Raw genomic sequence first — 23,838 nt, forward strand, 5'->3', positions numbered from 1 at the left:
TATAATTTCATTACGCTTGATAATCATAAAGGTTGAATCTTGAAAACGGCAAATTTTTCTGAGTTGATAAAAATAGCTGCTCTGCAACTTTTCAGAGAAAAAGGATTAAGCAATGTCTCAACTCGTGATTTAACCCAAAAGCTGAACATATCAAGAAGTCATATCTATCATTATTATAGCGACTGGGAAACCTTGAAAAAAGCGGCTATTAAATATATGTTTGATAATGACATACAAGAATGCCATGATTTTTTGAGTACCTCGGGAAATATGAGCGCTAGCGACAGAGTCCGCCTCTATATCAGGACGCTGTTACCTGATGCGCCATCAGCGCACTGGCTGCTCTATCTTGAACTTTGGCCGCTGGCAGCGCGTGATGCTGACTATGCTAGTTTAGTGCACAATCAATCACTACAGTGGATCACTATTCTTGAAGACATCATTAGCTTTGGGCTTAAGGAAGGCGAGTTCCTGTCGAAAAACGCCTCAGTATCAGCCAGACAAATAAATGCATTAATAGATGGGTATTCCAGCCTGTTGATCCTCGATTACTCAGAAAATAAACGCAGTGCTTTTCTTGATGAAATATCCGAGCTGGTGTTTAAAATACTTAAAAACCATTCCTGAGCGTGTTGAGCAATGTGCGCCAGACCTTAGCTCTTTTTTATATCAAGATAGCTCAAAATACGCTGCATTTTACTTTCGGCTGTCGTATTGCCTACCGCAGTGCTATCTATCCAGGTCTCATCGGCTTCCGGGTGCGGGCCTGATAATATGATGTTCCCCTTCCCGTATTTGTACCGGGCAATGGCGATATCTCCATTCTCATAATAAGCGAGCGCCTGGAACCCGGTGCTTGAGCTGCTGCCGTTGAGATAAGGTCCATCCTGATAGTAAAAAGGCTCTTGCTTATTATTCCATGTAAGTTGCAGGGTATAATCTCCCTGATCTAAGGCGTCTGAACCTGGTCTTGCCACTTCAGACTCCAGAGGCGCGTCAATGAGCCCTATCCAGTCTTTGTCGGCAAGATATGCTCCCATGCAGATACCCATAAAAGATTTGCCGCTTTTCACAAACTGACGGATTGCGTCAACCCCTTCATCCCCAAGCGCTTGATAAGATCCCGGAATATCTTGACCGCCGCCAGGCTGAATATAGAGATCGAATTTTTTGAGTGTTTGAGCATTGAGTTTCAGCCGTTCTTTTTCACCCACATAAGAAATCCTCAGCGGCAGACCCGTCTTGACCAGAGATTTAACCACCATTTCAGAACACCCCGAACAGCCGGCTTGCCCCCTATAAACGGCGATATTGTAACTCTCTGCTGTAGAAGCATTTGCTAAGGCTGGAACCGTGGAAATAGCGAAAGAAATTGCAACCGCTAACATTTCCGGTTTTTTACTTTTCGTTCTCTGAAAAAAGTATGACATGTCAGTGAGTTCCGTAGTTATGGCCTGTATTAGTTAATCGCTGTGTGACGTTTTTAGATCCCGCAGGCGAACATGACAAATTAGAGCAGTCGCTCAAATTTATCTTTGTCGTGAATTTTGTCAAGACATTTAAATGGAAAAGAATAATATTTAATCGTTAATAAAATAGGCGCGATGACTATTTTATCCATATCTTTTAAGGAGATAATCTGACGAATTCGATAAGGTGGTGCCCAGAAAATCTGAGAGGTCCATCGCTGGCTTAAGAGATCCTGCCGCACATCCGGCAAATTTTGACGTCATGGATGAATCCCCAGTCTCTGGGCGGCCGGGGATTCATTATTATGCCGGACCTGGTGGTCCAGCGAGCCACGCGTCACGCAGCCGATTCATGCCGTCACTGCCTGGGCGTGATTTTCGTCACCGAGCCGGTTTGGACCTTATCCCCGGCGGCGCCATACATCGACACCAGATAAACGGCACCATCAGGCGCGATGGTCAGGTGGTTTGGCGTCTCATCCATCGGAATATTGGCGACCAGTTTGCCGTCCCGATCCAGGACTGCAACCGTTCCGCCCGCGCGCGTCGCGGCGAAAACCTGCGACGTCACCGCATCCCAGACGACAGATACGCCCCCGGCACCAATATAGGTATCAGCGAGAACCTTGCCGTTCGGATCCAGAACCACGACATTGTTCGTCTCCTGGGAAGTGACGTAGAGCCGTCCGGTTGCCGGATCGCGCGCGATATCAGTTGCACCTTGCGCCTGCGGTACTTTCACCGTCGTGCTCTTGCCCGTTTTAAGATCAATCCAACCTACCCATGGCGTATCGCGGCTGACGCCGTAGAGCTTCCCTCCTCTGCTGTCGAGAGCAAGATCCGTGCTGTAAAACAGGTCGCGGCCACGGTCCGCCACGAACTGCAACTGACCGACGTGTTCAAGCGTTTTGGTGTCATATACCTCGATAAAACCGGTCAGCGCAGCGCTGACATAGGCCCGATTGTGGGCTTCATCAATAATCACGTCGCGCGGATGCGGGACCGAACCCTCCGGAAAGACCTTGACGACGGAAAGCGTCTTCGCGTCATACACGGTCACCGTCTCGGCAAGGGTGTTCGTCGTCCAGACATGCTTATGGGCATTGTCAACACCGACGCCGAAGACGCCAATTTGTTTGCCCTTTTCATCTTTGGGCAGTACGGCCTCCGCTTCGACAGCCAGCGTTTCGGCGTTCAGTCTCAGTAGACGGCTACCGTCCTTCGGTCCGCGCGCAGAGGTCACGAACAGCTTCCCATCGGCTGAAACGGCCGATTGGTACGCCCGCTCACCGACAGGAGCCGTTTGCAGCTTGAAAGCATCGGCGTTTTTCGGGGGAACGATCCTGGACAGTTTCAACATGACCTGTGAAACGCTCGCCGGGTTTTGCGTGATAACGGTGAGGGGATGAAGGCCAATCTCGGCATTGGCCGGAACGGTCAGCGGAATATTGAGCGTTCCCTTCCCGTCGGCGGTCAGTGGCTGAGGGATCAGGGCTTCAGCGCCATTCAGCAAGGTGACGGTTGCGCCCGCCGGAAGGTTCTTAATCGTGACTTCGGTTTTATCGCCGGGCTTAACAGGGACTTCCCTTGAACCGGCGCGGATACTGCCAGGAAAGGTAGTCTCCGCCGTTTCCCAATGGCTGGCGGCAAATGCGGTTGTGGCGGTTGACATCGCAACAGCGGAGGCCAACAGCACTGCACGGATTGATATTCTTATCATCTTATCCCCATAAATTATATTGATGCAGCACCTCAGCACAGGTAACGTCGGCGCCCACTCGTCTGGTCTTATGTTCCGCAATGATGAGACATTTCTCGTCATGGGCGAGTACAACATACTACTTAATGAAAATAATTATTATTCTTATTTGTGGTGGGGTGGTTTTCTGGAAGGGGGTAAAGCAGGAAGCTCGGGCGGCCAGATTGGTCGATGGTTGTTATTCGCTGCAGGTTTGAAAATTGCGCGCCCGCCTATATCGCTACTGCGCGCGTCTACGTTGAAAGATACGATGAGTTGACTGATTCAGCGGCGATTCGAGAGATCGAAATCGCCGCTCACCTGAAAGTATGGCAGGCCGCCGGTTTTACCTAAAGCTCCACTGTGCCGTAATGACAAATACGGATGGAATGATGATGCCAACGTCCATCCCAAAATAAGAGGTAAAGTTATACTGAAAGCCATGATAGATATAGGGAGAAAAGCCTATTCCTGTTGCTTTCTTAAAATCATGATAAGACCCATGATCGCCGCAATCACTGAAAGCATCAAAGAAAAACTCACCCACGTAGCCATATATTCCTTTGAAAACCCAGCCGGTATCCCACCCTACCCAATCTCTTCTTACGCCGGCAGCCAGGCATCGGTCATCAAAGCTGTTTTTCATCGTACCTAGCACAAAACTGTATTTTGAATCCTCTGAGAATTTACGCTCCACGGAGATGAAGTTATTTTCAAAATTCTCAGTATACTGCCCGTGGTTGTTGGTTAAATGATATACGTATGAGCCCGTATTGAGTGAGTACAGGTTTATTTCATCCGCAGAACAGTGCCATGTAGCCAGAAATAAACTTCCGCACCACAGCCATGCGGGATATCGTTGCCGGCCATCCCGTTTATATCGCGCATTATCCATATTCCCTCGCATTGACTAAGGTGCTGATATTATGCTGCTTATCCTGGGCTTTGAGCTGTACAAATTTTAGCATACTTCAGCACACCCGGGATATAAACGAGAGGGATAGTGGATAATTTCCTGACAGGACATGCTGCGGATCTCGGCGTTTGTCACGCTCTCCTGGCCCTGGACGTAAGCGGCACGGCGAGCGTAAATCCGGCACCTTCTGTCATATATTTCTAAGTTCGCCGAAAAACCTGTCGGTTGCCATCATATGCAGCCAGTTGACGGCAGCATATTCTGGGGTAAGGTCAAATTTCCCCTCTGTTAAAGGAACATAGGCTGACCCCACCCGCCAGATAATCCGTCCTTATAATTTAATGATAATTTGCGTTCCCAGAACCCATGCATCTTTAATTTCATTGACGCCGCCAGGTTGACTCAGGAACTGTACGTTTGGGCGTAATATAAACCATGGTGTCACCGCAAAACTATAATGGAGTTCAGCCGCATACTCTGCGCCACGAATCGGCGTCCAGGCCGGATCGTCATAATATTCAACACCCTTTTGCTCATTCAGCAATCTGGCACGCTCCGCCACCCGCCCATTCGCATGTATTTTGCTCACCCCCAGACCAATAAAATCTTGAGGCCGGTTGGTGAACGGACCTTTATAAATTGCCCCCACCTGGGTCTGGTAATCTACCGTCGCGGTGTCTTTGTCATTCATTGCCAGATGCCAGAACAGCGAGAGTCCCCGGCCAGATCCACCTTTGTCACTGGTTACCTGCTGCAGTAGATAGATCCAACCGCCATAGCGTCCATTATGAATAGCGGGAGCGCGTTTGCTGAGGACGTAATCATCGCCATTGCTGTCCTTCAGTACATCGTTAGCATCTGCCGTGTTATACCAGGCTCCCAGTTTCCACGCTCCCGGAAGCTTTTCTCTACCCAGCAGCGGAGTAAATCCCAGCTCCACCAGATACATGCTGCCAGTCTTCCCCGTGTTATCCAGCTGGAAGCTTCCGTGCCGCGTGGCGTAGGCAGGATTGTACATAAACGCCCCGGACTGCAGGTACACCTGGGAGGTCATATTGTATCGCAGCCTTGCTCCCCACTGCCCAATCGGCGTGTTAAACCACGCGCTATTACCGTGCCCGGCCAGCGATCCGCATAGTGATAGATTCTGAAAATAGCAGCCGTTATTATCAAAATCTTCACCCACCGGCATCAACCCGGATTTGAGATCCAGCGTTTTATCAAGCCAGGACTGTCGATACCAGAATTGTGTCGCATGCCAGGTCTGTCCCCGACCGTAGTTGCTGTTTACCGTGGACCCCATTACGGGCGCTCTTGGATCCTGGATTCGGTCTTTTGTTAAATCACGTCCGTTACGATCCACCAGCGATATTTTAAATTCGCCGTCAGTAATGTTGGCTATTTTCTGCAGATCGACATCAGCACCAATAATGTATTGATCGCTGTAACGTACAGTTTTGTCTTTATTATATCCTCCGGAAATATTAGAGCCCAACATTGAGCCATATTCCAACGTAAAATCATAGCCTTTATCTTTCAGTTCACTGCGCAGGCCACCCCAATCTCCGGTCATATGTTTCCCAGAGGCAGAGAAAGGTTTTTCACTGGCAAATAATAATTCCGGTAGACATAAAATACACAGTAAAGAGTAAAGCCCAGACATTATATACTTCATTTATTTTCACCTTTGACTCTGAACTTCAGACAGTACTCGCGCATTCGCAAGCTATTCCTGTGAATGCGCGAGCCGAATTCATGCGGTATTCAGGAATGAATACTGCTTATGAGCATGCTGAGTGATAAAGCAGCGTGAACGGGTCTAAATGAATTCGTCCTGGCGATATCGAACGCCTGACTAAAACTACGGTGAGAGCTCTTCCAGCGATTTACCCTTAGTCTCAATCGCAAATAGCAGCGTTACTAGTCCGCCAATCAAGGCAATAACCGCGAAGGTGATAAAAACAAAGCGTACGCCAAAACCCGAGACGATAAAGCCCACCAGCAAAGGTCCAACCGAAGAGCCAGCCCGGAGCCAGGCACTGGAGAAGGCGGTTCCGATAGCCCGCAGGCGGGTCGGATACAGCTCTGCGGAATAAAGGTACAGAGAAAAAGCGATAGTCTGCAGAATTGCGTAGGTGATGCTGCCCAGAATTAATATTTCTGTCGCGGATTTGGCACCCAGCACGCAGAGCGTAATTAACGGAAGGATCGCTAACATAAACGCCCATGAATACCAGCGTTTACGTCCAACTCTATCAATCAGAAAGGCACAAAAAACTGACGCAACTACACCGCAGGAGGACGTAATCCATCCGTAGGCAAGACTGGTTTCCAGAGGTAGATGGAATAAGGTTTTATACATTGTCGGGAACCAGGTAATCATCCCATTATTAATGGTATACACCGTTAACCAAAGCCCCCATAACATAAATGTCCGCGATTTATACATTCCGGAAAAAAGCTCTTTTACTCCATTCGCCGATGTTTGTTGCGTCACAATCGGTTTAATTACTGGAGCAGGTAATTCCATACCACGACGAATAGCTTCTTCTTCAAACGTTGCGACAACTTTCTCGGCCTGTTCATTTCGTCCTTTGGACGTCAGCCAGCGCGGCGATTCAGGCATCAACCAGCGTAGAGGAACCGTCAGCGCTGAGGGAACCAGCCCAATGAGGAACATCACTTTCCAGCCATAAATCGGGACAAGAAAAAAACCGACCAGACCCGCGAACATCATTCCGATCGGAAAGATAACCTCATACAGTAAGAAAAAACGGCCGCGTTTTTTTGCCCCGACAAACTCATTAATATAGGCACTGGCGACCGGTACTTCTGCACCAATACCCAATCCCTGCAGGAAGCGAATTGCGAGAATTGACCAGCCGTTCCATGCAAAGAGGCACGCGGCATCCATCACAACAAACATAATAATAGTGATGCGCAATACGCCAATACGGCCAATCTTCTCGGCCAGCGAGCCAAAAAACAGGGCCCCGCATAATTGTCCGACATAGCTTGCAGCAATAATAAGTCCGACAAAAGTTGGTGTCAGCCCCCACTCTTGCGTGAGCTGCGGTAAAGCGAAAGCAATAGCAATAATGGTGTAAGCATCGAAAAACGTAGATAAGCCCACTACCACACGGATTGCCATAAGCCGCCGTGTGATAGGTAACCGCTCTAGTCTCGCCAGTAACTCTGCCGATTTTATCTCAGAGTGACTGGTAACAATATTATCAGAAGCAATAACCTGAGTTGACATAGTGATACCCTGTTGATTGATTTACCGGGGCATACATGCAAGACAACGAATGACGCCAGTACTGCAGACAGGCAGGTATTCACTTGCAGTTATTGTAGGGATTTTGTACACCACAAAAAATACAGTGAAAACGTTTCTGCAATCGTTCTCACGTGCGATAATCGTCAGTGGATTAAGAGTCGATGTCAATTCAATAAAATGAACAATTGATAACCAGTTCACATTCCCTACTGATGGGATAAAGAAAATGTGATGTCTCTCTGAAAGTTTTGCATAAACGCAAGGAAGTGACGAAGTGACCAGCTCAGCCAGCGCATGCTTGATATCACTGGCTCAGAGAGAGCAAAATTCGTAACCATTTCTTTGTCAGTACAGAAAATTGCCGTAACATTTTAGAATGTTACTCATAATTTACTGGCCAGCTGTAAGGCGGAGCCTTTCGGTCAATTTTAATATCCGGAGTGAGATATGGACCAGGAAAGTGAAGAACAGGATCACGCAGAAAAAAGACTGATAACTATGCGGGATGTCGCCAGTGCGGCAGGCGTCAGCGTGTCGACCGTCTCACGTATACTGGATGAAAGACTTCCCCCCTCCAGAAGCGCCTCTGCTGAAAAAGTTCGCCGGATTGCTCGCGATCTCGGGTACCGGCGTGATTATGTTGCCTCCAGCTTACGTCGAGGAGACACCGGGACAATCGGGGTTCTGGTCCCCAGATTGACAGATGCGGTAACGGCGATGCTGTTTGAAGAAATTGCCCGTGCAGCCTCGCGCCGCGGCTACTTTGCCGTTGTGGCAACATGCGGAGATGACCCTGAGCAGGAGAGCGAGTCAGTTGAATCTCTGCTGGACCGACGTGTAGATGGCTTAATTTTGTCCACCTGCCGGCTGGGCGATCCTCTGCCTCAGGCGTTGCGTGAGCGGGACGTGCCTCACGTTCTGGTGCTGCGAACGGATGGGATCAGTTTATCTTCCGTTGGGGACGATGAACTGGGTGGATACCTTGCTACCCGCCATCTGATTGATTTAGGGCACAAGGATATTGGTCTCATCGGCGGACCCGATTTTGCATCGAATGCCATCAACCGCCGAAAAGGTTTTGAAAGGGCAATGCATGAGATGGGGTTAGTCGTTCAGCCGCAATGGTGCTGTTCGTCCGATTTTAACATCCAGTCGGGTGAAGAAGCCGGCAGGCGCATACTTGCCACCACTCCCCCTCCCAGCGCTATTTTTGCGGTCAACGACGAAATAGCCATTGGCGTGGTGGCTGCTGCACACCATCAAGGCATCACTATCGGACAGCAATTGTCGCTTGTCGGTTACAATGATATTCCCCTGGTCAGTCGTCTACCTGTGGCGCTGACTTCGGTCAGAACGCCGTTGGAACACATTGCCAGCAATGCGGTCGATATGCTGATCAACGGCGATGACAGCAGGCGTTTACGTAAGGTTGCCCCTACTCTTATCCCAAGAAAATCAACCACATCACCGAATAAATAATCCTCTCTTCCCCGGCTGCGTCGCGCTCTGTGATGCAGCAAGCCACAATCTGCGATCGATCTCTCAGCAGTACCCGCTTTATCCCCTGCTTTTGTGACCATTGCCGCATTTATGACCTTAATACTGTTGACTTAGGTATTTTTGAGGTTCAGATTCAAACACGTGAAAACGATTGCAGAAACGATTGCATATTGGTTTCAGGAAATCATCACTGAAAATAAAACTATTGTTCATCAAGGAGATAATCATGATTAATATCGATCTCAGAGGTTTGACTCCAGCACCGGTTACCCCGTTCAACCTCGATGGCAGCATTGATTTTGATGCTATCCAGCGTCTTGGTAGCTGGCTGGGTAGCATTGACGGGGTGAAAGGACTGGTCGTGCTGGGGCACGCTGGTGAAGGTACATTCCTGACTCAGGATGAACAGGCTGCGGTCATCCGTGCATTTGTCAAATCCGTTGACGGTAAACTACCGATCATTGCGGGGATCACCGGCGAAGGTACTGAAGTTGCCGCGCTGGAAGCCAAGCGTGCCGTTGCCGCCGGAGCCTCCGCCGGCCTGCTCTATCCATCTCATGGGTGGCTGCGTTTCGGCTATCAGGATGGCGCTCCACAAGACCGCTACCGTGTCGTGTACGAAGAAAGTGGTCTCCCGCTGATCCTGTTCCAGTATCCGGATGTGACTAAAGCGACCTACAACCTGAAAACCCTGCTTGATATTTCCGCTCAACCGGGCGTGTTCGCTATGAAAAATGGCGTTCGCAATATGCGCCGCTGGGATACCGAAATTCCAGTGATCCGTCGTGAACGTCCGGACCTGCAGATTCTGACCTGCCATGACGAATACCTGCTGCATACTGCATTCGACGTTGACGGTTTCCTTGTCGGCTACGGAAATATCGCACCGGAACCGCTGATCGAAATGATCAATGCCGGCAAGGCTGGGGATTACAGGAAAGCCCGCGAAGTTCACGACCGTCTGCTGCCGGTGACCAAAAGCGTCTACCACCGCGGCTCTCACATGGAAGGTACGGTGGCACTAAAACATGCGCTGGTTGCGCGCGGTATTCTGGAACATGCCACCGTACGCTCACCGCTGCTTCCGCTTGAGGCGGGTGCAGAAGAAGAGATCCATGCCGCCATCCGCGCATCAGAATTACCGCGCGTCGGCTAATTGCCTGGAAAAGAGTCGGTACAGCAGCATTCAACAGCCACAATTCCAGCGGGAATGCTGCTCTCTTTCGAGATTCATCAATAACAGGGGTACAGCTGACAAGCGTAGCCTAAAGGCTGACCGGTCCCTCTCTGTACTGATGAGCCATACCGGCCTCTCATATCCAGCAAATCAGACAACAACACTGACTATCCGGGGTCAAGGGTTATTCCGCTTTTCCCCGGTCATTCAGGAAGGTATACCATGTCTACATTGGTTCTTAATGCCAGTCGTTCTGCCGTCGATACCGCGACGAGTTCCGCCGAACTGGTTGCCCGCATAGAACGTATTCCTGTTACCCGAAAATTAGTCTTTATTCGCCTCGTAACCGGCATTTCAACTTTTTTTGACTCCTACACGGTGCTGGCCATCGCCTTTGCTATGCCAGAATTAATCGGTGAATGGCATCTGACGCCCCTCTTTGTCGGCCTGATTATTGCCGCCAGCTATGCAGGGCAGCTGGTTGGCGCTATTTTTTTTGGTTCTCTGGCAGAGAAAATAGGACGTCTGGGCGTACTCAAAATTACCATCGTCATGTTTGTGACCATGAGTGCAGCCTGCCTTTTTGCCTGGAGTGGCTGGTCCCTGCTGATTATTCGCTTTTTACAGGGGATCGGGATTGGCGCGGAAGTGCCCGTCGCCAGCGCCTATATCAATGAGTTCGTTGGTTCCAAAAAACGCGGTCGCTTCTTTTTACTGTATGAAGTTATCTTCCCAATTGGTCTGATGTTCGCGGGGATCATTGGTTACTTTCTGGTGCCTGAATATGGCTGGAAGGCGATGTTCTGGGTTGGATTGATCCCTCCGATGATCGCCGCTCCGCTGCGCTGGCTGATGCCAGAATCACCGCGCTGGCTGATTAGTCAAGGCCGAATGGCCGACGCCGACCGGGTGGTCAGTAGCCTGGAGGCTGAGGTGATCCGTAGCGGTGGTACGCTGGAAGAGCCGGTAGTAAAGACTTTTGTCTCACCGCCCAGTTCTGCAAACGGCTGGCGCGAGCTATTCTCAGGTTTCTATCTGAAACGAACCCTGATGCTCTGGGGATTATGGGTCAGTGCTTATCTGGTCAATAACGGCATGATCACCTGGCTACCCACCCTGTACCGCAGTGCATTCCATCTTTCGATCCCTCTCAGTCTTGCCTACGGCTGGATAACCTCGGCCACGGGCGTAGTTGCCTCATTGGCCTGCGCATTACTGATTGACCGGACAGGGCGGAAACGCTGGTACAGCGTCGCATTTTGCCTTTCCGCTCTGGCGCTGCTGGTGCTGGGTGAAAGCGGTGCTTCCGACGCCATCGTGGTTCTAATTTTTGCCAGTCTGGCCTACGCCATAATGCAGACCGTCACATTCTCACTCTATCTCTATTCTGCCGAGCTGTATCCCACTCGCCTGCGCGCGATTGGCACCGGATTTGGTAGTGCCTGGCTACGGGCTGGCTCGACTCTCGGCACGCTGCTGGTGGGACTTATCGTTGCCGGGCCCGGCGTAGAGTATGTCTTCTTTTTATTTGCGGCTGTAGCACTGGTGGGAGGGATCATAACGATGCTGTTCGGTATTGAAACCCGCGGCGCCATCCTGGAGGAACTCTCCCCTTAGACGCCCCAATATAAAGCCGATTATTGGCCAAATGGCCGACTTAAACAGAGACATAAACTTTAGGTAAGATGAACAATGAAACTACTGAGTTTTTCCGTTGATAGCCACGAAAAATACGGTCTGGTTGCAGCCGATGGGGTTATTGATTTACAGCCTTTCTTCCCCGAATTCGCCGATCTACGATCCTTTCTGCCACATATTAATAAACTCAACCAGGGGATGCTGTCGGGCAAAAAAGCAGATTATCGACTTGAGCAGATTACCTTTTTACCGGTGATCACTCGGCCCAATAAAATCATCTGTGCGGGAATGAACTACCAGCAAAAAAGAGCGGAATTTGACGAGCAGGATCCTGACCCGACTCTCTTTATTCGTTTTGCAGACTCCCAGACCGGACACCGTTGTGGGCTGATCAAACCTGCCCGCAGTAATGAGTTCGACTATGAGGGAGAGCTGGCGCTGGTGATTGGCCAGTCTGGTTCGCACATTCCTCAGGATCAGGCTTATGGCTATATCGCCGGGTACAGCTGCTATATGGATGGCTCTGTCAGAGACTGGCAGCATAGCTGGTTTACCGCAGGAAAAAACTGGCCCGCAACCGGTGGATTCGGCCCCTGGCTGGTGACGCCTGATGAGATCCCTGACCCGCAGAACCTTGAGATTATGACCCGGCTTAACGGTCGCGAGGTACAGCACGATAATACCCGTAGCATGATCCATTCAATAGATAAATTAATTGCCTACATTAGCGCATTCACCACGCTTTCTCCCGGTGATGTCATTCTGACCGGCTCGCCTGGCGGGGTCGGAAAAAAACGGCATCCTCCTCTTTTCATGTGGCCAGGAGATGTGGTGGAAGTGGAAATATCGCAGATTGGCTGCCTGGAAAACCCGGTCATCGATGAGATAGACGACAGCATAAGTTCAGCGATATCCGTGCGTACCAGCGTCTCCTGAATATCAAATCAACGCTGCGTACGACCAGAGGAATTACCCGTCTGCTCAATGGAGGCGTATATACCATGATACTACTGCAATTTATTGTTGTTCTCTTTTTCCTTTATCTGGGCATGCGGGTCGGCGGCATTGGCGTAGGTTTCGCCGGCGGCGCCGGTGTCATGGTGCTATGTGCGCTGGGGGCGACGCCCGGTGACTTACCTATGCTGGTCATCGTTTTTATTATGGTGGTCATCATCGCCATCGCCGCAATGCAAGAAGCTGGCGGTATTGACTACCTGGTCAGACTGACCGAACGTATGTTGCGTCGCTCTCCGCGATTGCTGGTCATCACCGCCCCGCTTAGCACCTGGCTACTGACGATGATGGCCAGCACCGGACAAGTTTCATTTGCCTGTATGCCGGTCATTGTCGGCGTTGCGAAAGAGAACCAGCTTCGCCCAACTCGGGCGCTGGCGATTTCCGTTGTCGCCTCATTGCTGGGTATCGTCGCTTCCCCTATCTCGGCGGCAGTGATTTTTTTCTCCGGGATACTGGAAAAAAGCCATCAGGGCTGGGGATATCTGGATCTTATTGCGGTGACGATACCGGCAACGTTTTTGGCCCTGCTGTGCACATCTGTATTTTATCTGTTTTGGGATCGCATCCGGCAAACCGACAAGCTAAGCGATGCGGCACCGTTCAACCAACCGACCCTTGATGATAGCGATATCCTCCCCGGAGCAAGACGCGCAGTGCTGATTTTTATCACCGGTTTGGTCACGGTACTTTTATATGCTATTGCCAGTAGCTCAACGCTGGGATTAATTGCGCATCCGGTGTTGAACAGCGGACAGGTACGTATTTCCGTGATGATGGCGGTGGCTCTGACCATCGTTATATTCTGCCGCGTAAACGTGCATAAGATCCCTTCGACATCGGTCTTTAAAACCGGCATGACGTCATGTATCTGCATTTTGGGAGTGGCATGGCTGGGTTCAACGTTTATGGACAGCCATCAAGCCTGGCTGCAAAACAAAGTGGTAGAATATCTCTCGGGCTCTACGCTGCTGCTGGCTCTGATTATTATGCTGGTATCTTGTTTTCTTTATTCTCAGGCTGCCGCAACAAAGATACTCTTCCCGCTGGTCTTGAGTATGGGGATTGCGCCCGCGACGCTCATTGCCTGTTTTCCTGCTACCGCGTCGCTCTTCATCCTGCCAAATTATCCGACATTGCTGGCCGCAGTCGCCCTTGATGATACAGGCTCCACGCGGTTAGGAAAGCGGATTATCGATCATCCCTTTCTGATACCCGGACTGATGGCTACCTGCCTCTCTATTCTGTTCTCCGCCGGCTTGATTTTACTATTCTAATTTTTAAAACAACCAGCAGTCACAAATACGTGAAATAGCCAATCAATAATTGATTGGCTATTAAAATAATTTCGTAAGTTAGCGTAATCAAGGGGCCTTTAGCATTTGGCTCGTTAAGTTTTCACCGCCATGCACTCACTTATAATCGATAAAGTTCAGGATAGCCTCGTTGAACTCTTTCGGTGCCTGAATAAACGCGAAGTGGCTGGTATTGGGTAAAATCAACAACCCGGCATTCGGAATGGTGTTCGCAATATATTCCAGATGCTCCCGCACAATGGCCTCGTCACGATCGCCATCAACAATCAGCACCGGGGCCGTGATTTTCCTGAGATCGTCATCGCTCCAGTTGGGCTGTGTGGCCCACATATGGCTTATCTGTTCGACAAAGGCATCGTACTGGTCGGGCGTTTTTGACAGCTTGCGATATTCATTCCCGGCCCGCTCGATATAGCTGGCAAAGACCGGGTTCTTTTCGGTATCAGGTTTGACGCCGCTGGTTTTCGTATTGGGGGCAAAGGAGAAAATGCGGTTCACGCGGGTCGGATGGCGAATAGCCAAATCGATCCCAATAATTCCCCCATCGCTCCAGCCGACAATATCCGCTTTCTTAATGCTCAGATGATCGAGCAACGCCACCACATCATCACTCATTAAGTCGTAGCTGTAAGGGCGCTCGTCACGCGTGCTGCGTCCATGGCCCCGGCTATCAACTACGATGACCTTATGATGCTTCGCCAGCGCTGCAACCTGTTGACCCCAGTAATCGGAATTCGCCAGCCCGCCGTGGAGCAAAACCACCGGCGTCCCCTCCCCGGTGGTGGCGTAATAGAGCTGGATTCCGTTTACGCTGGCATAGGCGGGTTTTAACGCGGCGACAGGTGCTGGCGTTGGCGGCAAATTTTTCCAGCGCTCCCCCCAGGCTATCGGGGATTGCGGGGTCACCGACCAGGCCGCAGAGGCGCCCAACGTCCCCATCACGCAGAGGAGTCCGGCGAGGAATAGCGTGTTTTTTCTCTTCATAGCGATCGCTCCTGATAACGTTTACTGCGCCTCACCCAACTCACGGGTGCGTTTCACCGCCGCCAGCACGCTGCGTTGCAGACCTGCAGCGAAATCGCTGTTGTTAAGCTCATACAGCCCATGGATCCCGACGCCAGCCGGGGAGTTGTTGATATCGAGTAGCTGCCTCGGGTGTTTCTGGCTCAGGCGCAGCATCTCTATCGCCCCCTGCAGATTTTCCAGAACCACCTCAGTTGCCTGAGTGCGCGACAGGCCGGCCAGCACGCCCGCATCGGTAAACGACTCGATAAAGTAATAAATGTAGTTCGGCCCGGCGACGCCGAAGCCGGTAAAGATATCAATAAGCCGTTCCGGCAGGTAAAGCACCTTGCCAAAACCGCTGAGAAAAGGCGCCACCCGTTCGGGAATTGCCTGCGCGTTCAGAACCACCCCGCTGTAGCCAAAGCCGGTATCGGTAAGCGTATTAGGGATAACCCGGGCAATGGGGTTTTCCGCCCCCAATACGCTTTCGAGTTTGTGCAGCGTCACCCCGGCAATCAGTGAGATCGTCGTCGTTGCGGCAGAAAGATGAGGCCGAATACGTTCGGCCACGCTCGACAAATTATCCTGCGGGCGGATCCCCAGCACCACCAGTTCGGCCTCGCGCAACGCATCGTCTTGCGGCGGTTTCCGCGCCAGGCCATAGCGTTCAGCGAGCGCTGCGATACGGCCCGGATCGATATCCTCCAGCGAAATCTCTTCCGCGCGCAGCGTCCCCGCCGCCAGCGAGGCTCGAATAATGGCCTCCGCCATTTGTCCGGCACCAATAAAATGTACATTTGCCATGCGCAGTGACTCCTTATTGAAAGCGATATTCGCCGTTACCGACGCGAAAGCGTTGGCCTTTCAGCGCCGGGTCAGAGACCTTAAAGACCAGTTCGACTAACCGGTTGTCCTGCCCCTGGAGAAAAACAAAGCGCTGTTGCCCCACAGCCAGCCCCTCCGGCAGCTCATTGAACCCGAAAAGCGCGTGCCAGTGCGCACGCGCGGCCTGCGGGTCTTGCACCGCAAAAACTGCGCTCTGCAATGTGACCTCGCCTGCGGGATGCGGCCCGTCGAGCCCCTGAGCACGTAGCCGCGTCAGCCGTGCGTCATCGCCCTCTCCCCACTGCAGAATAAAGGGATACGGCAGGCCGTTAAAATCCCCATCGACAGTGAAGATACGCCAGCTAATGATATTGCCCTGCGGATCGTTACGCTGGCCGTCGACAATCGGAGAGACATTCAGCCCCTTGCTGCGCAACTCCGCATGCGTCTGGTCAATATCATCCGTGCGCAGCGCCACCCGATGCAGCGCCTGGTTTTCCGGCAGCAGCTGTGCCGCGTCGCGGGAGAGCAAAAAATCGGCCAGCGCCGACGCCAGCTCGGCACGATCGTAGATGGCGAGAAATTCGATATAGGTCAGTCCGAAATAGCTGAGCGCATTCCAGGTCCCCCAGCCAGGATGACGCCCGCCGGCAAGTGCGTTGAGCTTGTGGCCGGCAAACGTGGCAATCGCTTCGTCCGGCTGGTTCACAAACTGAACGGCGTGATCCCATTTTAATGTTGTCATTAAGCCTCCTGAGTCTGGTAGAAACGCAGGCGGCAGGCAGCATCACCCCGCGCCAGCGCGGCCTCAACCGCTAACTGCATGCCCTCGAATGCATCGGTTAACGCATGATCCCCTGCCATGCAGATATCACACAGCGTCTCAATCTGGTGGGCATCGCGCCCCTGCTGACGCCAGCAGTTGACGTAAGGGCAATAATGGAACAGCACAATAAACTCTGACGGACTGACCGAAACGGTCTCCATTTCGTAAACCCGCGATTCCAGCCCGCGGGTAAATAGAGCGGCAAACTCCTGCAAATCGTTGCCATGACGCATCTTCGCGCGTACGGAATGCCCGATATCACGGCCATAACGGCGGATAGCGGCGCGCGCATAATCGTCGGGCTGATTGCGCTGCCGGGATTCATCAAGTAAATAGCCAAGCGTCGCGGCGCGCTTTTCAGTGATCGCGCGCAGCGCAAGGGTAACGTCGTCGTCCAGGCTCGACGCGTTGTGCCCCGAAGCGGGCTGTTGTGTCTTCATCAGGCAGCACTCCCCTAAACAATCATTCCCAGTCGGTGTTCACTTTGACGTTTTCCGCCCCCGGTAAAGCGTAAACATCTTCGTCGTACCACTTGCGGGAGAGTTCGGCGAGCGTGCCGTCTTTTTTGAGGGCGGCAAGCTCCTTGTCGACGGCTTCAATCAGTTTCGGGTCAGCATTCTTTTTGTATAAATAGACGTTGGGGAACAAGCCGACGGACTCAGAGGCTTTCAGATTAAGATTGAGGGCTTTGTTTAACGCCAATAATGCGCCAATCGGGTAAATAGCCGCATCGTACTCTCCGGAGGCAACGGCTTTGAAAATATCCGCCGCAGATTGCTCGCCGTTCGGCTGGAGATTGATTTGCTGGCCTGGGTGCTTTTTGTTGTAGTTATCGATAACGGTATAGCGCGCATCAGATGTATGAATCGGCACCAGTTTCTTCTTACCGCCGGCAAGATCTCCCAGCGTATGAATATCATTTTCGTTGTTACGCACAATTAAACGCAGGTCGCTGATACCCGAAGGCTGGCCAGAGTGCGCATACTGTGCCGCGCGCTCTTTCGTGAGATAAAAATGATCCGCTGCGAGGGTATAGGCGCCGGTGGACAAACCGACGATCATCGCATCCCGGGAGACCGCATTAAAATGGAACTTATAGTTGGTGAGCTGCCGATCGATGATTTTTAGTAACTCACCGTCGTAGCCGGTAATGTTGTTATTATCATCCACAAAGCTGAACGGGAATCCGTTCGCATTGACCACCACCTCAACGGTTTGCGCATTCGCGCTTTTTTCGGCCGCCTGGGCCATCGTTACCTGCATTGCCAACAGCAGCGAACCTAACATTAACACCTTATTTTTGAACATACTTCTTTCCCCAAAATGAGTGAGATGGAACCACTTTTGGCGCATGGCTTTTCCACCGGTTACTGAGATACGCCTCGATATGTCGCAATATCCGGGTAAGCACCAGACAGAGCGCAATATAAATAATCAGAACGATGCAGTAGGCCTCTACGTAATGAAAACCACGCGCTGCAGCAATATTCGCCTTTGCCATCACATCAACCACCGTGATGGTATAAACCAGCGACGTATCCTTGATCAGGTCAATCAGGACGCTGGTGTAGTTGGGTAAAGCGGAGACCGCTGCCTGCGGAAAAATAATGCGCCGAAACTGGGTAAAACCGGTCAGGCCTATCGACCAGGCGGCTTCTCGCTGCCCCTTTTCAACCGAATTCCACGCCGAACGAAACGTCTCTGCGAAATACGCGCTAAACACCACTGAAAACGCGGCTACGGCGGCCACCAGCGGCGAGAGCTTGTAGCTGAACGGGGTATCCTGCGGCCCACCAAAAAAACCGTTGGCAAGCCACGGCCAGACGTAAAACACAAAATAGAGCATCACCAGCATGGGGATCGAGCGCCCAAAAGAGATAAACACCGTGACCAGATATTTCACGTAAGGCACGTTGCGGATCATCACCCAGGCCAGAATGGCTCCTGACAGCGTCGAGAAAATTAACGATAAAAAGGTAATCAGCAAGGTTATCGGTAGCGCGCTGAGTATAAAGGCGAAATTATCCCGGATAAAATCGATGCTAAACATAGTCGTGTTTTACTCCAGTAAATATTGATACTTTTTCTCAATGCGGGTAGTGAGATAAAAGATAATAACATTAAGCAACCAGTAAATAAGAATGACGCTAATAAATGCCGCGACCTGCTTCGCACCATAGCTGTTCTGCGATATTTTCTGTGCCCGACCAAAAATATCGACAATACCGATAATATTAACCAGCGAGGTCATCTTTACGAGGTTGATTAACAGATTGCCAAAATTGGGAATGGCGATAATGAGCCCTTGCGGGAAAATGACATGGGCGATGCCAATATACCAGGGAATATTCAGACTCCGTAGCGCCTCCTTTTGTCCTGCATCTACGGCGTTCCATGCCGAGCGCAGCATTTCTGCAAAATAGGGGCTAATACCAACCGAGATAGATAATATGGCAAAGGTCATATCGCTAATCAGTAACGCCGGCAGCTCAAGCGCTGAGAGGATCAGTTTGCCGCCGAAGAAGAACAGCAGGATTAACAGAGCCAGCGGCGCCCCGCGCAGCACATCGGTATAGGCTTTCGCAAGCCAGCTCAGTAGCGATGAACGGCTAAACTGTAGGACCGCCGCCACCAGCCCAAGCGCCAGGCCGAGCAGCAGAGAGGCCAGCGTAATGCCCAGCGTGACCGGTAGGTTTTCCAGTAATTTCGGCACAATGAACAGCAGATCGTCGAGAGTAAATAGCGGTTGTGGATTCATCGCGTTGACCTCAGGCGTGGAAACGTAATCGGGCCAGAAACGCCTGCGTCCGCGTGTGCAACGCCGCCCCAAAAATCTGCTCAGGCGGCCCCTGCTCCACGATCTCGCCATTTTCCATAAACACCACTCTGGAGGCGACCTGACGGGCAAACTCCATTTCATGAGTCACGATAATCATCGTTTGCCCGTTGGCGGCAATGTCCTGGATAAGCGTCAGGACTTCGCCCACTTTTTCCGGATCGAGGGCTGAAGTCGGTTCATCCAGTAACAGCACGGCCGGGTTAATTGCCAACGCGCGGGCAATGCCAATACGCTGTTTCTGCCCGCCAGAAAGGCTGTTCGGATAATGGTCTTTTTTATGCAATAGCCCGACCTGTTTTAGCAGCCGTTCGGCGACCGCCACCGCCTCCTGACGGGGTCGTTTCTGCGCATAAATCAGGCCTTCGGTGATATTTTGCAACGCGGTGAGATTGTGAAACAAATTCCAGGACTGAAAAACCATTGCGGTTTTCGCGCGTATTTTTGCAATCTCTTTTTTTCCGGCTTTCGCGCAGTCGACAACCGCATCATCGATCTCTATTTTTCCGCTGTCGGCAGGTTCGAGAAAATTCAGCGTGCGCAATAATGTCGTTTTTCCTGAGCCGCTCGGGCCAATAATGCAGATAACTTCTCCGGTATTAATGGCAAGCGACACCTCTTTTAGTATTGGTTCGCCAGTAAAACTTTTACTGATTTTATTAATAGCAATCATTATTTTATTTTCGCAGCGAGCTATCCCTGATAAATGCGCAACGGTGGCATTTATTTCTTTTCTAAAACTATATTGCCGCGAAGGCTATCAAGACAAACAAGAAAAAAACATATCGAAAGTTGAAAAACAGATTTCTGCCGCCTGCCATTTTTGCTGAAAATAGCATATTCAGACTCTTGCGAGGATATAAAAGGCGAAGAGAAGAACGATCCGCTATTTATCGGCGCGGATCGTGGGTGACATTCTTTTTTTAGCCGCTCACCGCTGCGCCCGCTATGGTTCACCCGCTGCCGGCTAAAGCGATTAGCCCAGCAAATTGTACTGACCCCAAAAAGTTGGACAGATTAACCGAGGCATCAGAGAAAGAGTCCATTTGCATTACTGAGGGAGTCTGAGGAACAATGTTCGCGGCTGAGTTTGTGATGGTTTGAAACCATGGTGAATGTAGAAATTTTTGGCTTCTTCTGTGAGCGCATGAACCATGATTGCACGTACACCAATATTCTCGGCAACCCGATAGCAACGAAGCACTGCATCATGAAGTAAATCAGCGCCAAGCCCTTTTCCGCGCAATGAGAGATCGACAGCAAGGCGGGCAAGTATAATGACAGGGATGGGATCTGGCATATTACGCCGAAGATTCCCTGTCGCTTCAGTATGATTGACGCTCCCGGTGGCCAGAGAGTAAAAGCCAGCTATTTGCTTTGTATCTTTCTTACATACCACAAACGTTCTGGCGGCTCCGAGAGCCTGGTTTTTAAGGCCTTTGTGCTTTAACCAGTCATCGAGCACAGTCTCACCGCTGACGAACTCAGCCACCTGATGAAAAGCGGACAGAGGTTCTGGTGCTGTTACATGTCCCACTGGGGTTTTCTTGCCAGCAGTTTTTCGATGGTGGGATCATCTGCGACAGGTGCATCAAGCATATCGATGAACTCCGCATATTGCTCATCGTTAAAGTTAAATACCCGGCGATCGAGGATCACATTCTCGGCAGCCTGACAGGCCATTTCAAGAATGAAATCTGTACGTGACTTGTGGAGGATTTCCGCAGCCGCATCTATGAGCGCCCGCTGCGATTCCTTAGCTCTAAGGTTAAGTTGAACATCTGATTTCATAAGACCCCCTTGTATAGCGTTTGCTTTACAAGAATAGCACAACGATTATGTATAGCAAATGCTATACGTCAAACTTTGACTTTCTCCCTCACTGGGTGCAGTTCACAAAGAGCCTGCGGGCTGGAGGCTATCAGTACCCTAAATCGTCGGTTTGTTCTCGGTCCAGTCAAATTCCAGCTGTTTCGCGGTAAGCTCCGCGAGCGCTCTGTCAGAAAAACGTTCGACTAAATGCAGACTCATATCAATACCTGCTGAAATTCCGGCGGAGGAGACAATGGCGCCCTCATCTACCCAACGTAATCCTTCTTTTACTAAGACTTGTGGAAACATCATGCGGAAATCTGCAATATCCTCCCAGTGCGTGGTGGCGGATTTAGCGGATAAAATGCCGGATTGAGCGAGCAAAAAAGAGCCGGTACACACTGAAGCGGTAATTACCGTTTTTAACGATTGCTGGTATATCCATTCAATGACGCCACTCTTTGCCAGCTCCGCATCAACAATCCCGCCAGGGATAATCAGGCAATCTATGGGGGGATGATTATCTATCGTGGCTTCAGGGGAAAGCTGCAGTCCTGCGCGGGCCCGTATGGTTTCCCGCGTTTCGCCTACCGTAAAGACGTTAAACAACGGTATCTCGCCCCGATGAACCCTGGAGGCACAGGTGAAGACTTCATAAGGCCCGGCAAAATCGAGGACTTCAACATTATCAAAAATATAGATCCCGACCTGTATCGACATAGATTAACTCCCTCGATAGTGCGTAGAAGCAGGAAAAAAGTTATCGCGCCAACGAATATCAGCGCCAGGCTAAAACCGGCCATCCTAACCGAGCGCCCGCACGGTCCTTTAATTCACGATATTATTATCCGTCGGTGCTGAATGTGGCTAATACGAATTAAACATTACCCTGGCATCTTCGGCATGAACTGATGCCCGTTATCCAGGGTGATACCCGGCGTTTTGCCACCCTTGCATTCGCAACGAATGAAACAGTAACCCCCTTAATGGTAACGATAGTTGCAGTTAATACGCTGAGGTTTTGCCGGTAAATCTCATGCTCCCGTCTGCGGTATTACGCCCCTCTTCTCCTGGCCTCACCCTGCTATCCCTTGAGGCCTGCCAGTGAATGAAATGCCGACTCCGTCAGCATGCGCCCTTCTTCGTCGCGCACGCTGCTTTCTTATCGTGAAACTTTTGCACTCATTTTGCCCACGATGACTCGTCTTGTTCCCTTTTAGTGCTCATGCGTAACCGTAACTTTGCTGATGATTCAGATAACAAAGCGCTCTTCCTATGAATTTCAGCGATCTATAAACATGGCATCAAAATTGCCTTAACAAAAACGGCGGACCGCCACAGGAAAAAACGCACGGTACAGTGCTCAACACAACCACATAACAACACGACTTATCCACACAGGATGATTTATGAAAAAAATAATGTTCTCCACCCTTATCGCCGCAGCCTCTCTGCTCGCGGTCGCACAGCAGGCACATGCTGGCACCACTTTGGATGCAATTAAGAAGAAAGGGTTTGTTCAATGCGGTATCAGTGATGGTCTGCCGGGCTTCTCTTACGCCGATGCGAACGGCAAATTCACCGGGATTGATGTCGATGTCTGTCGCGCGACTGCGGCAGCGGTGTTTGGCGATGCCAGCAAGGTTAAATACACCCCGCTGACGGCAAAAGAGCGCTTTACCGCCCTGCAATCAGGCGAAGTGGATATTTTATCGCGTAACACCACCTGGACCTCCTCACGCGACGGCGGTATGGGATTCATATTCGCGGGCGTCAACTATTATGACGGCATCGGCTTCCTGACCCATCAAAAGGCTGGCCTCAAAAGCGCGAAAGAGCTGGATGGCGCCACCGTCTGTATCCAGGCCGGTACGGATACCGAGCTGAACGTAGCCGATTACTTCAAAGCCAACAAAATGCAATACACCCCGGTGACCTTTGACCGCTCTGACGAATCAGCGAAAGCCCTCGACAGCGGCCGCTGCGACACCCTGGCTTCCGACCAGTCTCAGCTGTACGCGCTGCGTATTAAGCTGGGCAAACCGGATGAATTTATCGTTCTGCCGGAAGTTATTTCGAAAGAGCCTCTGGGGCCCGTCGTGCGTCGCGGGGATGACGACTGGTTCACTATCGTTAAATGGTCGCTGTACGCCATGCTCAATGCTGAAGAAATGGGGATCAGCTCGAAAAACGTCGATCAGATGGCGGCAAAACCGTCCAACCCGGACATCGCTCACCTGCTGGGCTCTGAAGGCGACTTTGGCAAAGACCTGAAGCTCGACAATAAATGGGCGTTCAACATTATTAAACAGGTCGGTAACTACCAGGAGAGCTTTGACCGCAACGTCGGTAAAGACAGCGCTCTGAAAATCGCGCGCGGCCAGAATGCGCTCTGGAACCAGGGCGGCATCCAGTACGCACCGCCGGTACGCTAATCTGCCTTCCAGTTGGGTACCGCACCCCGCGGTACCCGGTGCGATTTTTTC

General features: G+C 51.1%; 24 protein-coding genes. 8 read left to right on the forward strand and 16 right to left on the reverse strand.

What is annotated here, in order from left to right; genetic code table 11:
- The first annotated feature begins 39 nt into the window (after positions 1-39).
- Positions 40-627, forward strand: coding sequence for a TetR/AcrR family transcriptional regulator (locus tag RTE01_RS01540; RefSeq protein WP_041145558.1), 588 nt, complete (start codon positions 40-42; stop codon positions 625-627).
- Positions 628-653: 26 nt separating this feature from the next.
- Here the strand turns inward: RTE01_RS01540 and RTE01_RS01545 are convergent, their stop codons facing one another.
- The 5 genes from RTE01_RS01545 to RTE01_RS01565 all read right to left on the reverse strand — a co-directional run bounded on the left by RTE01_RS01545 (position 654) and on the right by RTE01_RS01565 (position 7,382).
- Positions 654-1,430: a BPL-N domain-containing protein gene (locus tag RTE01_RS01545; RefSeq protein ID WP_134526014.1), complete on the reverse strand. Its 777-nt coding sequence runs from the start codon at positions 1,428-1,430 to the stop codon at positions 654-656.
- 397 nt (positions 1,431-1,827) lie between these two features.
- Positions 1,828-3,189, reverse strand: coding sequence for an NHL repeat-containing protein (locus RTE01_RS01550; protein ID WP_134526018.1), 1,362 nt, complete (start codon positions 3,187-3,189; stop codon positions 1,828-1,830).
- A gap of 364 nt (positions 3,190-3,553) precedes the next feature.
- Entirely contained in the window at positions 3,554-4,102 is a 549-nt protein-coding gene (locus tag RTE01_RS01555) for a hypothetical protein (RefSeq protein ID WP_227503242.1), read from the reverse strand.
- Between the two features lie 352 nt (positions 4,103-4,454).
- A complete protein-coding gene (locus tag RTE01_RS01560) occupies positions 4,455-5,798 on the reverse strand; it encodes a carbohydrate porin (protein WP_255313498.1) in 1,344 nt (447 codons plus the stop codon).
- Positions 5,799-5,984: 186 nt separating this feature from the next.
- Positions 5,985-7,382, reverse strand: a complete 1,398-nt coding sequence (locus tag RTE01_RS01565) for an MFS transporter (protein ID WP_134526021.1) — start codon at positions 7,380-7,382, stop codon at positions 5,985-5,987.
- Positions 7,383-7,850: 468 nt separating this feature from the next.
- On the opposite strand from RTE01_RS01565, the gene RTE01_RS01570 reads away from it, so the two are divergent.
- The 5 genes from RTE01_RS01570 to RTE01_RS01590 all read left to right on the forward strand — a co-directional run bounded on the left by RTE01_RS01570 (position 7,851) and on the right by RTE01_RS01590 (position 14,009).
- Positions 7,851-8,882 (forward strand): LacI family DNA-binding transcriptional regulator, encoded by a 1,032-nt coding sequence (locus RTE01_RS01570; RefSeq protein WP_041145563.1) that lies wholly within the window; start codon positions 7,851-7,853, stop codon positions 8,880-8,882.
- A 247-nt stretch (positions 8,883-9,129) separates the two neighbouring features.
- Complete coding sequence (locus RTE01_RS01575; RefSeq protein ID WP_041145564.1) at positions 9,130-10,059, forward strand: dihydrodipicolinate synthase family protein; 930 nt, start codon at positions 9,130-9,132, stop codon at positions 10,057-10,059.
- A 243-nt stretch (positions 10,060-10,302) separates the two neighbouring features.
- Complete coding sequence (locus RTE01_RS01580) at positions 10,303-11,697, forward strand: MFS transporter (RefSeq protein ID WP_041145565.1); 1,395 nt, start codon at positions 10,303-10,305, stop codon at positions 11,695-11,697.
- 75 nt (positions 11,698-11,772) lie between these two features.
- Positions 11,773-12,654 carry a fumarylacetoacetate hydrolase family protein gene (locus RTE01_RS01585; protein WP_141334595.1) on the forward strand — a complete coding sequence of 294 codons (882 nt, stop codon included), beginning with the start codon at positions 11,773-11,775 and terminating at the stop codon, positions 12,652-12,654.
- Positions 12,655-12,719: 65 nt separating this feature from the next.
- Entirely contained in the window at positions 12,720-14,009 is a 1,290-nt protein-coding gene (locus RTE01_RS01590) for an anaerobic C4-dicarboxylate transporter family protein (RefSeq protein ID WP_141334597.1), read from the forward strand.
- A gap of 135 nt (positions 14,010-14,144) precedes the next feature.
- Here RTE01_RS01590 and RTE01_RS01595 read toward each other — a convergent pair whose 3' ends face one another.
- Genes RTE01_RS01595 through RTE01_RS01630 form a run of 8 tightly spaced genes read right to left on the reverse strand, consistent with a single transcriptional unit; the run spans position 14,145 to position 20,156 of the window.
- Entirely contained in the window at positions 14,145-15,032 is an 888-nt protein-coding gene (locus RTE01_RS01595; protein ID WP_255313499.1) for an alpha/beta fold hydrolase, read from the reverse strand.
- A 21-nt stretch (positions 15,033-15,053) separates the two neighbouring features.
- The gene (locus RTE01_RS01600) at positions 15,054-15,857 is read right to left on the reverse strand and encodes a pyrroline-5-carboxylate reductase family protein (RefSeq protein WP_134526025.1); all 804 of its coding nucleotides are present in this window, start codon (positions 15,855-15,857) and stop codon (positions 15,054-15,056) included.
- Between the two features lie 13 nt (positions 15,858-15,870).
- A complete protein-coding gene (locus RTE01_RS01605) occupies positions 15,871-16,623 on the reverse strand; it encodes a VOC family protein (RefSeq protein WP_134526028.1) in 753 nt (250 codons plus the stop codon).
- Positions 16,623-17,144: an L-2-amino-thiazoline-4-carboxylic acid hydrolase gene (locus RTE01_RS01610; RefSeq protein ID WP_134526031.1), complete on the reverse strand. Its 522-nt coding sequence runs from the start codon at positions 17,142-17,144 to the stop codon at positions 16,623-16,625. Before RTE01_RS01610 ends, RTE01_RS01605 begins: the two co-directional genes overlap by 1 nt.
- Positions 17,145-17,166: 22 nt before the next feature.
- Positions 17,167-18,012 carry a transporter substrate-binding domain-containing protein gene (locus RTE01_RS01615; protein WP_041145572.1) on the reverse strand — a complete coding sequence of 282 codons (846 nt, stop codon included), beginning with the start codon at positions 18,010-18,012 and terminating at the stop codon, positions 17,167-17,169.
- Positions 17,999-18,754 (reverse strand): amino acid ABC transporter permease, encoded by a 756-nt coding sequence (locus tag RTE01_RS01620; protein ID WP_134526034.1) that lies wholly within the window; start codon positions 18,752-18,754, stop codon positions 17,999-18,001. The genes RTE01_RS01615 and RTE01_RS01620 overlap by 14 nt, the downstream gene beginning before the upstream one ends.
- Positions 18,755-18,763: 9 nt before the next feature.
- Positions 18,764-19,462 carry an ABC transporter permease subunit gene (locus RTE01_RS01625; protein ID WP_041145574.1) on the reverse strand — a complete coding sequence of 233 codons (699 nt, stop codon included), beginning with the start codon at positions 19,460-19,462 and terminating at the stop codon, positions 18,764-18,766.
- A gap of 10 nt (positions 19,463-19,472) precedes the next feature.
- A complete protein-coding gene (locus tag RTE01_RS01630; RefSeq protein WP_228283737.1) occupies positions 19,473-20,156 on the reverse strand; it encodes an amino acid ABC transporter ATP-binding protein in 684 nt (227 codons plus the stop codon).
- Here RTE01_RS01630 and RTE01_RS26320 point away from each other — a divergent pair.
- Positions 20,077-20,370: a hypothetical protein gene (locus RTE01_RS26320; protein WP_227699924.1), complete on the forward strand. Its 294-nt coding sequence runs from the start codon at positions 20,077-20,079 to the stop codon at positions 20,368-20,370. The genes RTE01_RS01630 and RTE01_RS26320 overlap by 80 nt on opposite strands.
- A gap of 221 nt (positions 20,371-20,591) precedes the next feature.
- On the opposite strand, the gene RTE01_RS01635 is transcribed toward RTE01_RS26320, so the two are convergent.
- The 3 genes from RTE01_RS01635 to RTE01_RS01650 all read right to left on the reverse strand — a co-directional run bounded on the left by RTE01_RS01635 (position 20,592) and on the right by RTE01_RS01650 (position 22,072).
- Positions 20,592-21,077 (reverse strand): GNAT family N-acetyltransferase, encoded by a 486-nt coding sequence (locus RTE01_RS01635; RefSeq protein WP_076947544.1) that lies wholly within the window; start codon positions 21,075-21,077, stop codon positions 20,592-20,594.
- A complete protein-coding gene (locus tag RTE01_RS01640; protein ID WP_134526037.1) occupies positions 21,065-21,331 on the reverse strand; it encodes a type II toxin-antitoxin system TacA family antitoxin in 267 nt (88 codons plus the stop codon). Before RTE01_RS01640 ends, RTE01_RS01635 begins: the two co-directional genes overlap by 13 nt.
- Positions 21,332-21,469: 138 nt before the next feature.
- Positions 21,470-22,072, reverse strand: coding sequence for a DJ-1/PfpI family protein (locus RTE01_RS01650; RefSeq protein WP_134526040.1), 603 nt, complete (start codon positions 22,070-22,072; stop codon positions 21,470-21,472).
- 689 nt (positions 22,073-22,761) lie between these two features.
- On the opposite strand from RTE01_RS01650, the gene RTE01_RS01655 reads away from it, so the two are divergent.
- Positions 22,762-23,787 carry an amino acid ABC transporter substrate-binding protein gene (locus RTE01_RS01655; protein ID WP_141334599.1) on the forward strand — a complete coding sequence of 342 codons (1,026 nt, stop codon included), beginning with the start codon at positions 22,762-22,764 and terminating at the stop codon, positions 23,785-23,787.
- Positions 23,788-23,838 lie beyond the last annotated feature (51 nt).

It is taken from the genome of Klebsiella terrigena (assembly GCF_006539725.1).
In the GTDB taxonomy this organism is placed as follows: domain Bacteria; phylum Pseudomonadota; class Gammaproteobacteria; order Enterobacterales; family Enterobacteriaceae; genus Klebsiella; species Klebsiella terrigena.

Bases quoted from the DNA above. Each gene is read 5' to 3' on its own strand.
- RTE01_RS01545 (WP_134526014.1), bottom strand. From the start codon at position 1,430: ATGTCATACTTTTTTCAGAGAACGAAAAGTAAAAAACCGGAAATGTTA.
- RTE01_RS01550 (WP_134526018.1), bottom strand. From the start codon at position 3,189: ATGATAAGAATATCAATCCGTGCAGTGCTGTTGGCCTCCGCTGTTGCG.
- RTE01_RS01555 (WP_227503242.1), bottom strand. From the start codon at position 4,102: ATGGATAATGCGCGATATAAACGGGATGGCCGGCAACGATATCCCGCA.
- RTE01_RS01560 (WP_255313498.1), bottom strand. From the start codon at position 5,798: ATGAAGTATATAATGTCTGGGCTTTACTCTTTACTGTGTATTTTATGT.
- RTE01_RS01565 (WP_134526021.1), bottom strand. From the start codon at position 7,382: ATGTCAACTCAGGTTATTGCTTCTGATAATATTGTTACCAGTCACTCT.
- RTE01_RS01570 (WP_041145563.1), top strand. From the start codon at position 7,851: ATGGACCAGGAAAGTGAAGAACAGGATCACGCAGAAAAAAGACTGATA.
- RTE01_RS01575 (WP_041145564.1), top strand. From the start codon at position 9,130: ATGATTAATATCGATCTCAGAGGTTTGACTCCAGCACCGGTTACCCCG.
- RTE01_RS01580 (WP_041145565.1), top strand. From the start codon at position 10,303: ATGTCTACATTGGTTCTTAATGCCAGTCGTTCTGCCGTCGATACCGCG.
- RTE01_RS01585 (WP_141334595.1), top strand. From the start codon at position 11,773: ATGAAACTACTGAGTTTTTCCGTTGATAGCCACGAAAAATACGGTCTG.
- RTE01_RS01590 (WP_141334597.1), top strand. From the start codon at position 12,720: ATGATACTACTGCAATTTATTGTTGTTCTCTTTTTCCTTTATCTGGGC.
- RTE01_RS01595 (WP_255313499.1), bottom strand. From the start codon at position 15,032: ATGAAGAGAAAAAACACGCTATTCCTCGCCGGACTCCTCTGCGTGATG.
- RTE01_RS01600 (WP_134526025.1), bottom strand. From the start codon at position 15,857: ATGGCAAATGTACATTTTATTGGTGCCGGACAAATGGCGGAGGCCATT.
- RTE01_RS01605 (WP_134526028.1), bottom strand. From the start codon at position 16,623: ATGACAACATTAAAATGGGATCACGCCGTTCAGTTTGTGAACCAGCCG.
- RTE01_RS01610 (WP_134526031.1), bottom strand. From the start codon at position 17,144: ATGAAGACACAACAGCCCGCTTCGGGGCACAACGCGTCGAGCCTGGAC.
- RTE01_RS01615 (WP_041145572.1), bottom strand. From the start codon at position 18,012: ATGTTCAAAAATAAGGTGTTAATGTTAGGTTCGCTGCTGTTGGCAATG.
- RTE01_RS01620 (WP_134526034.1), bottom strand. From the start codon at position 18,754: ATGTTTAGCATCGATTTTATCCGGGATAATTTCGCCTTTATACTCAGC.
- RTE01_RS01625 (WP_041145574.1), bottom strand. From the start codon at position 19,462: ATGAATCCACAACCGCTATTTACTCTCGACGATCTGCTGTTCATTGTG.
- RTE01_RS01640 (WP_134526037.1), bottom strand. From the start codon at position 21,331: ATGAAATCAGATGTTCAACTTAACCTTAGAGCTAAGGAATCGCAGCGG.
- RTE01_RS01650 (WP_134526040.1), bottom strand. From the start codon at position 22,072: ATGTCGATACAGGTCGGGATCTATATTTTTGATAATGTTGAAGTCCTC.
- RTE01_RS01655 (WP_141334599.1), top strand. From the start codon at position 22,762: ATGAAAAAAATAATGTTCTCCACCCTTATCGCCGCAGCCTCTCTGCTC.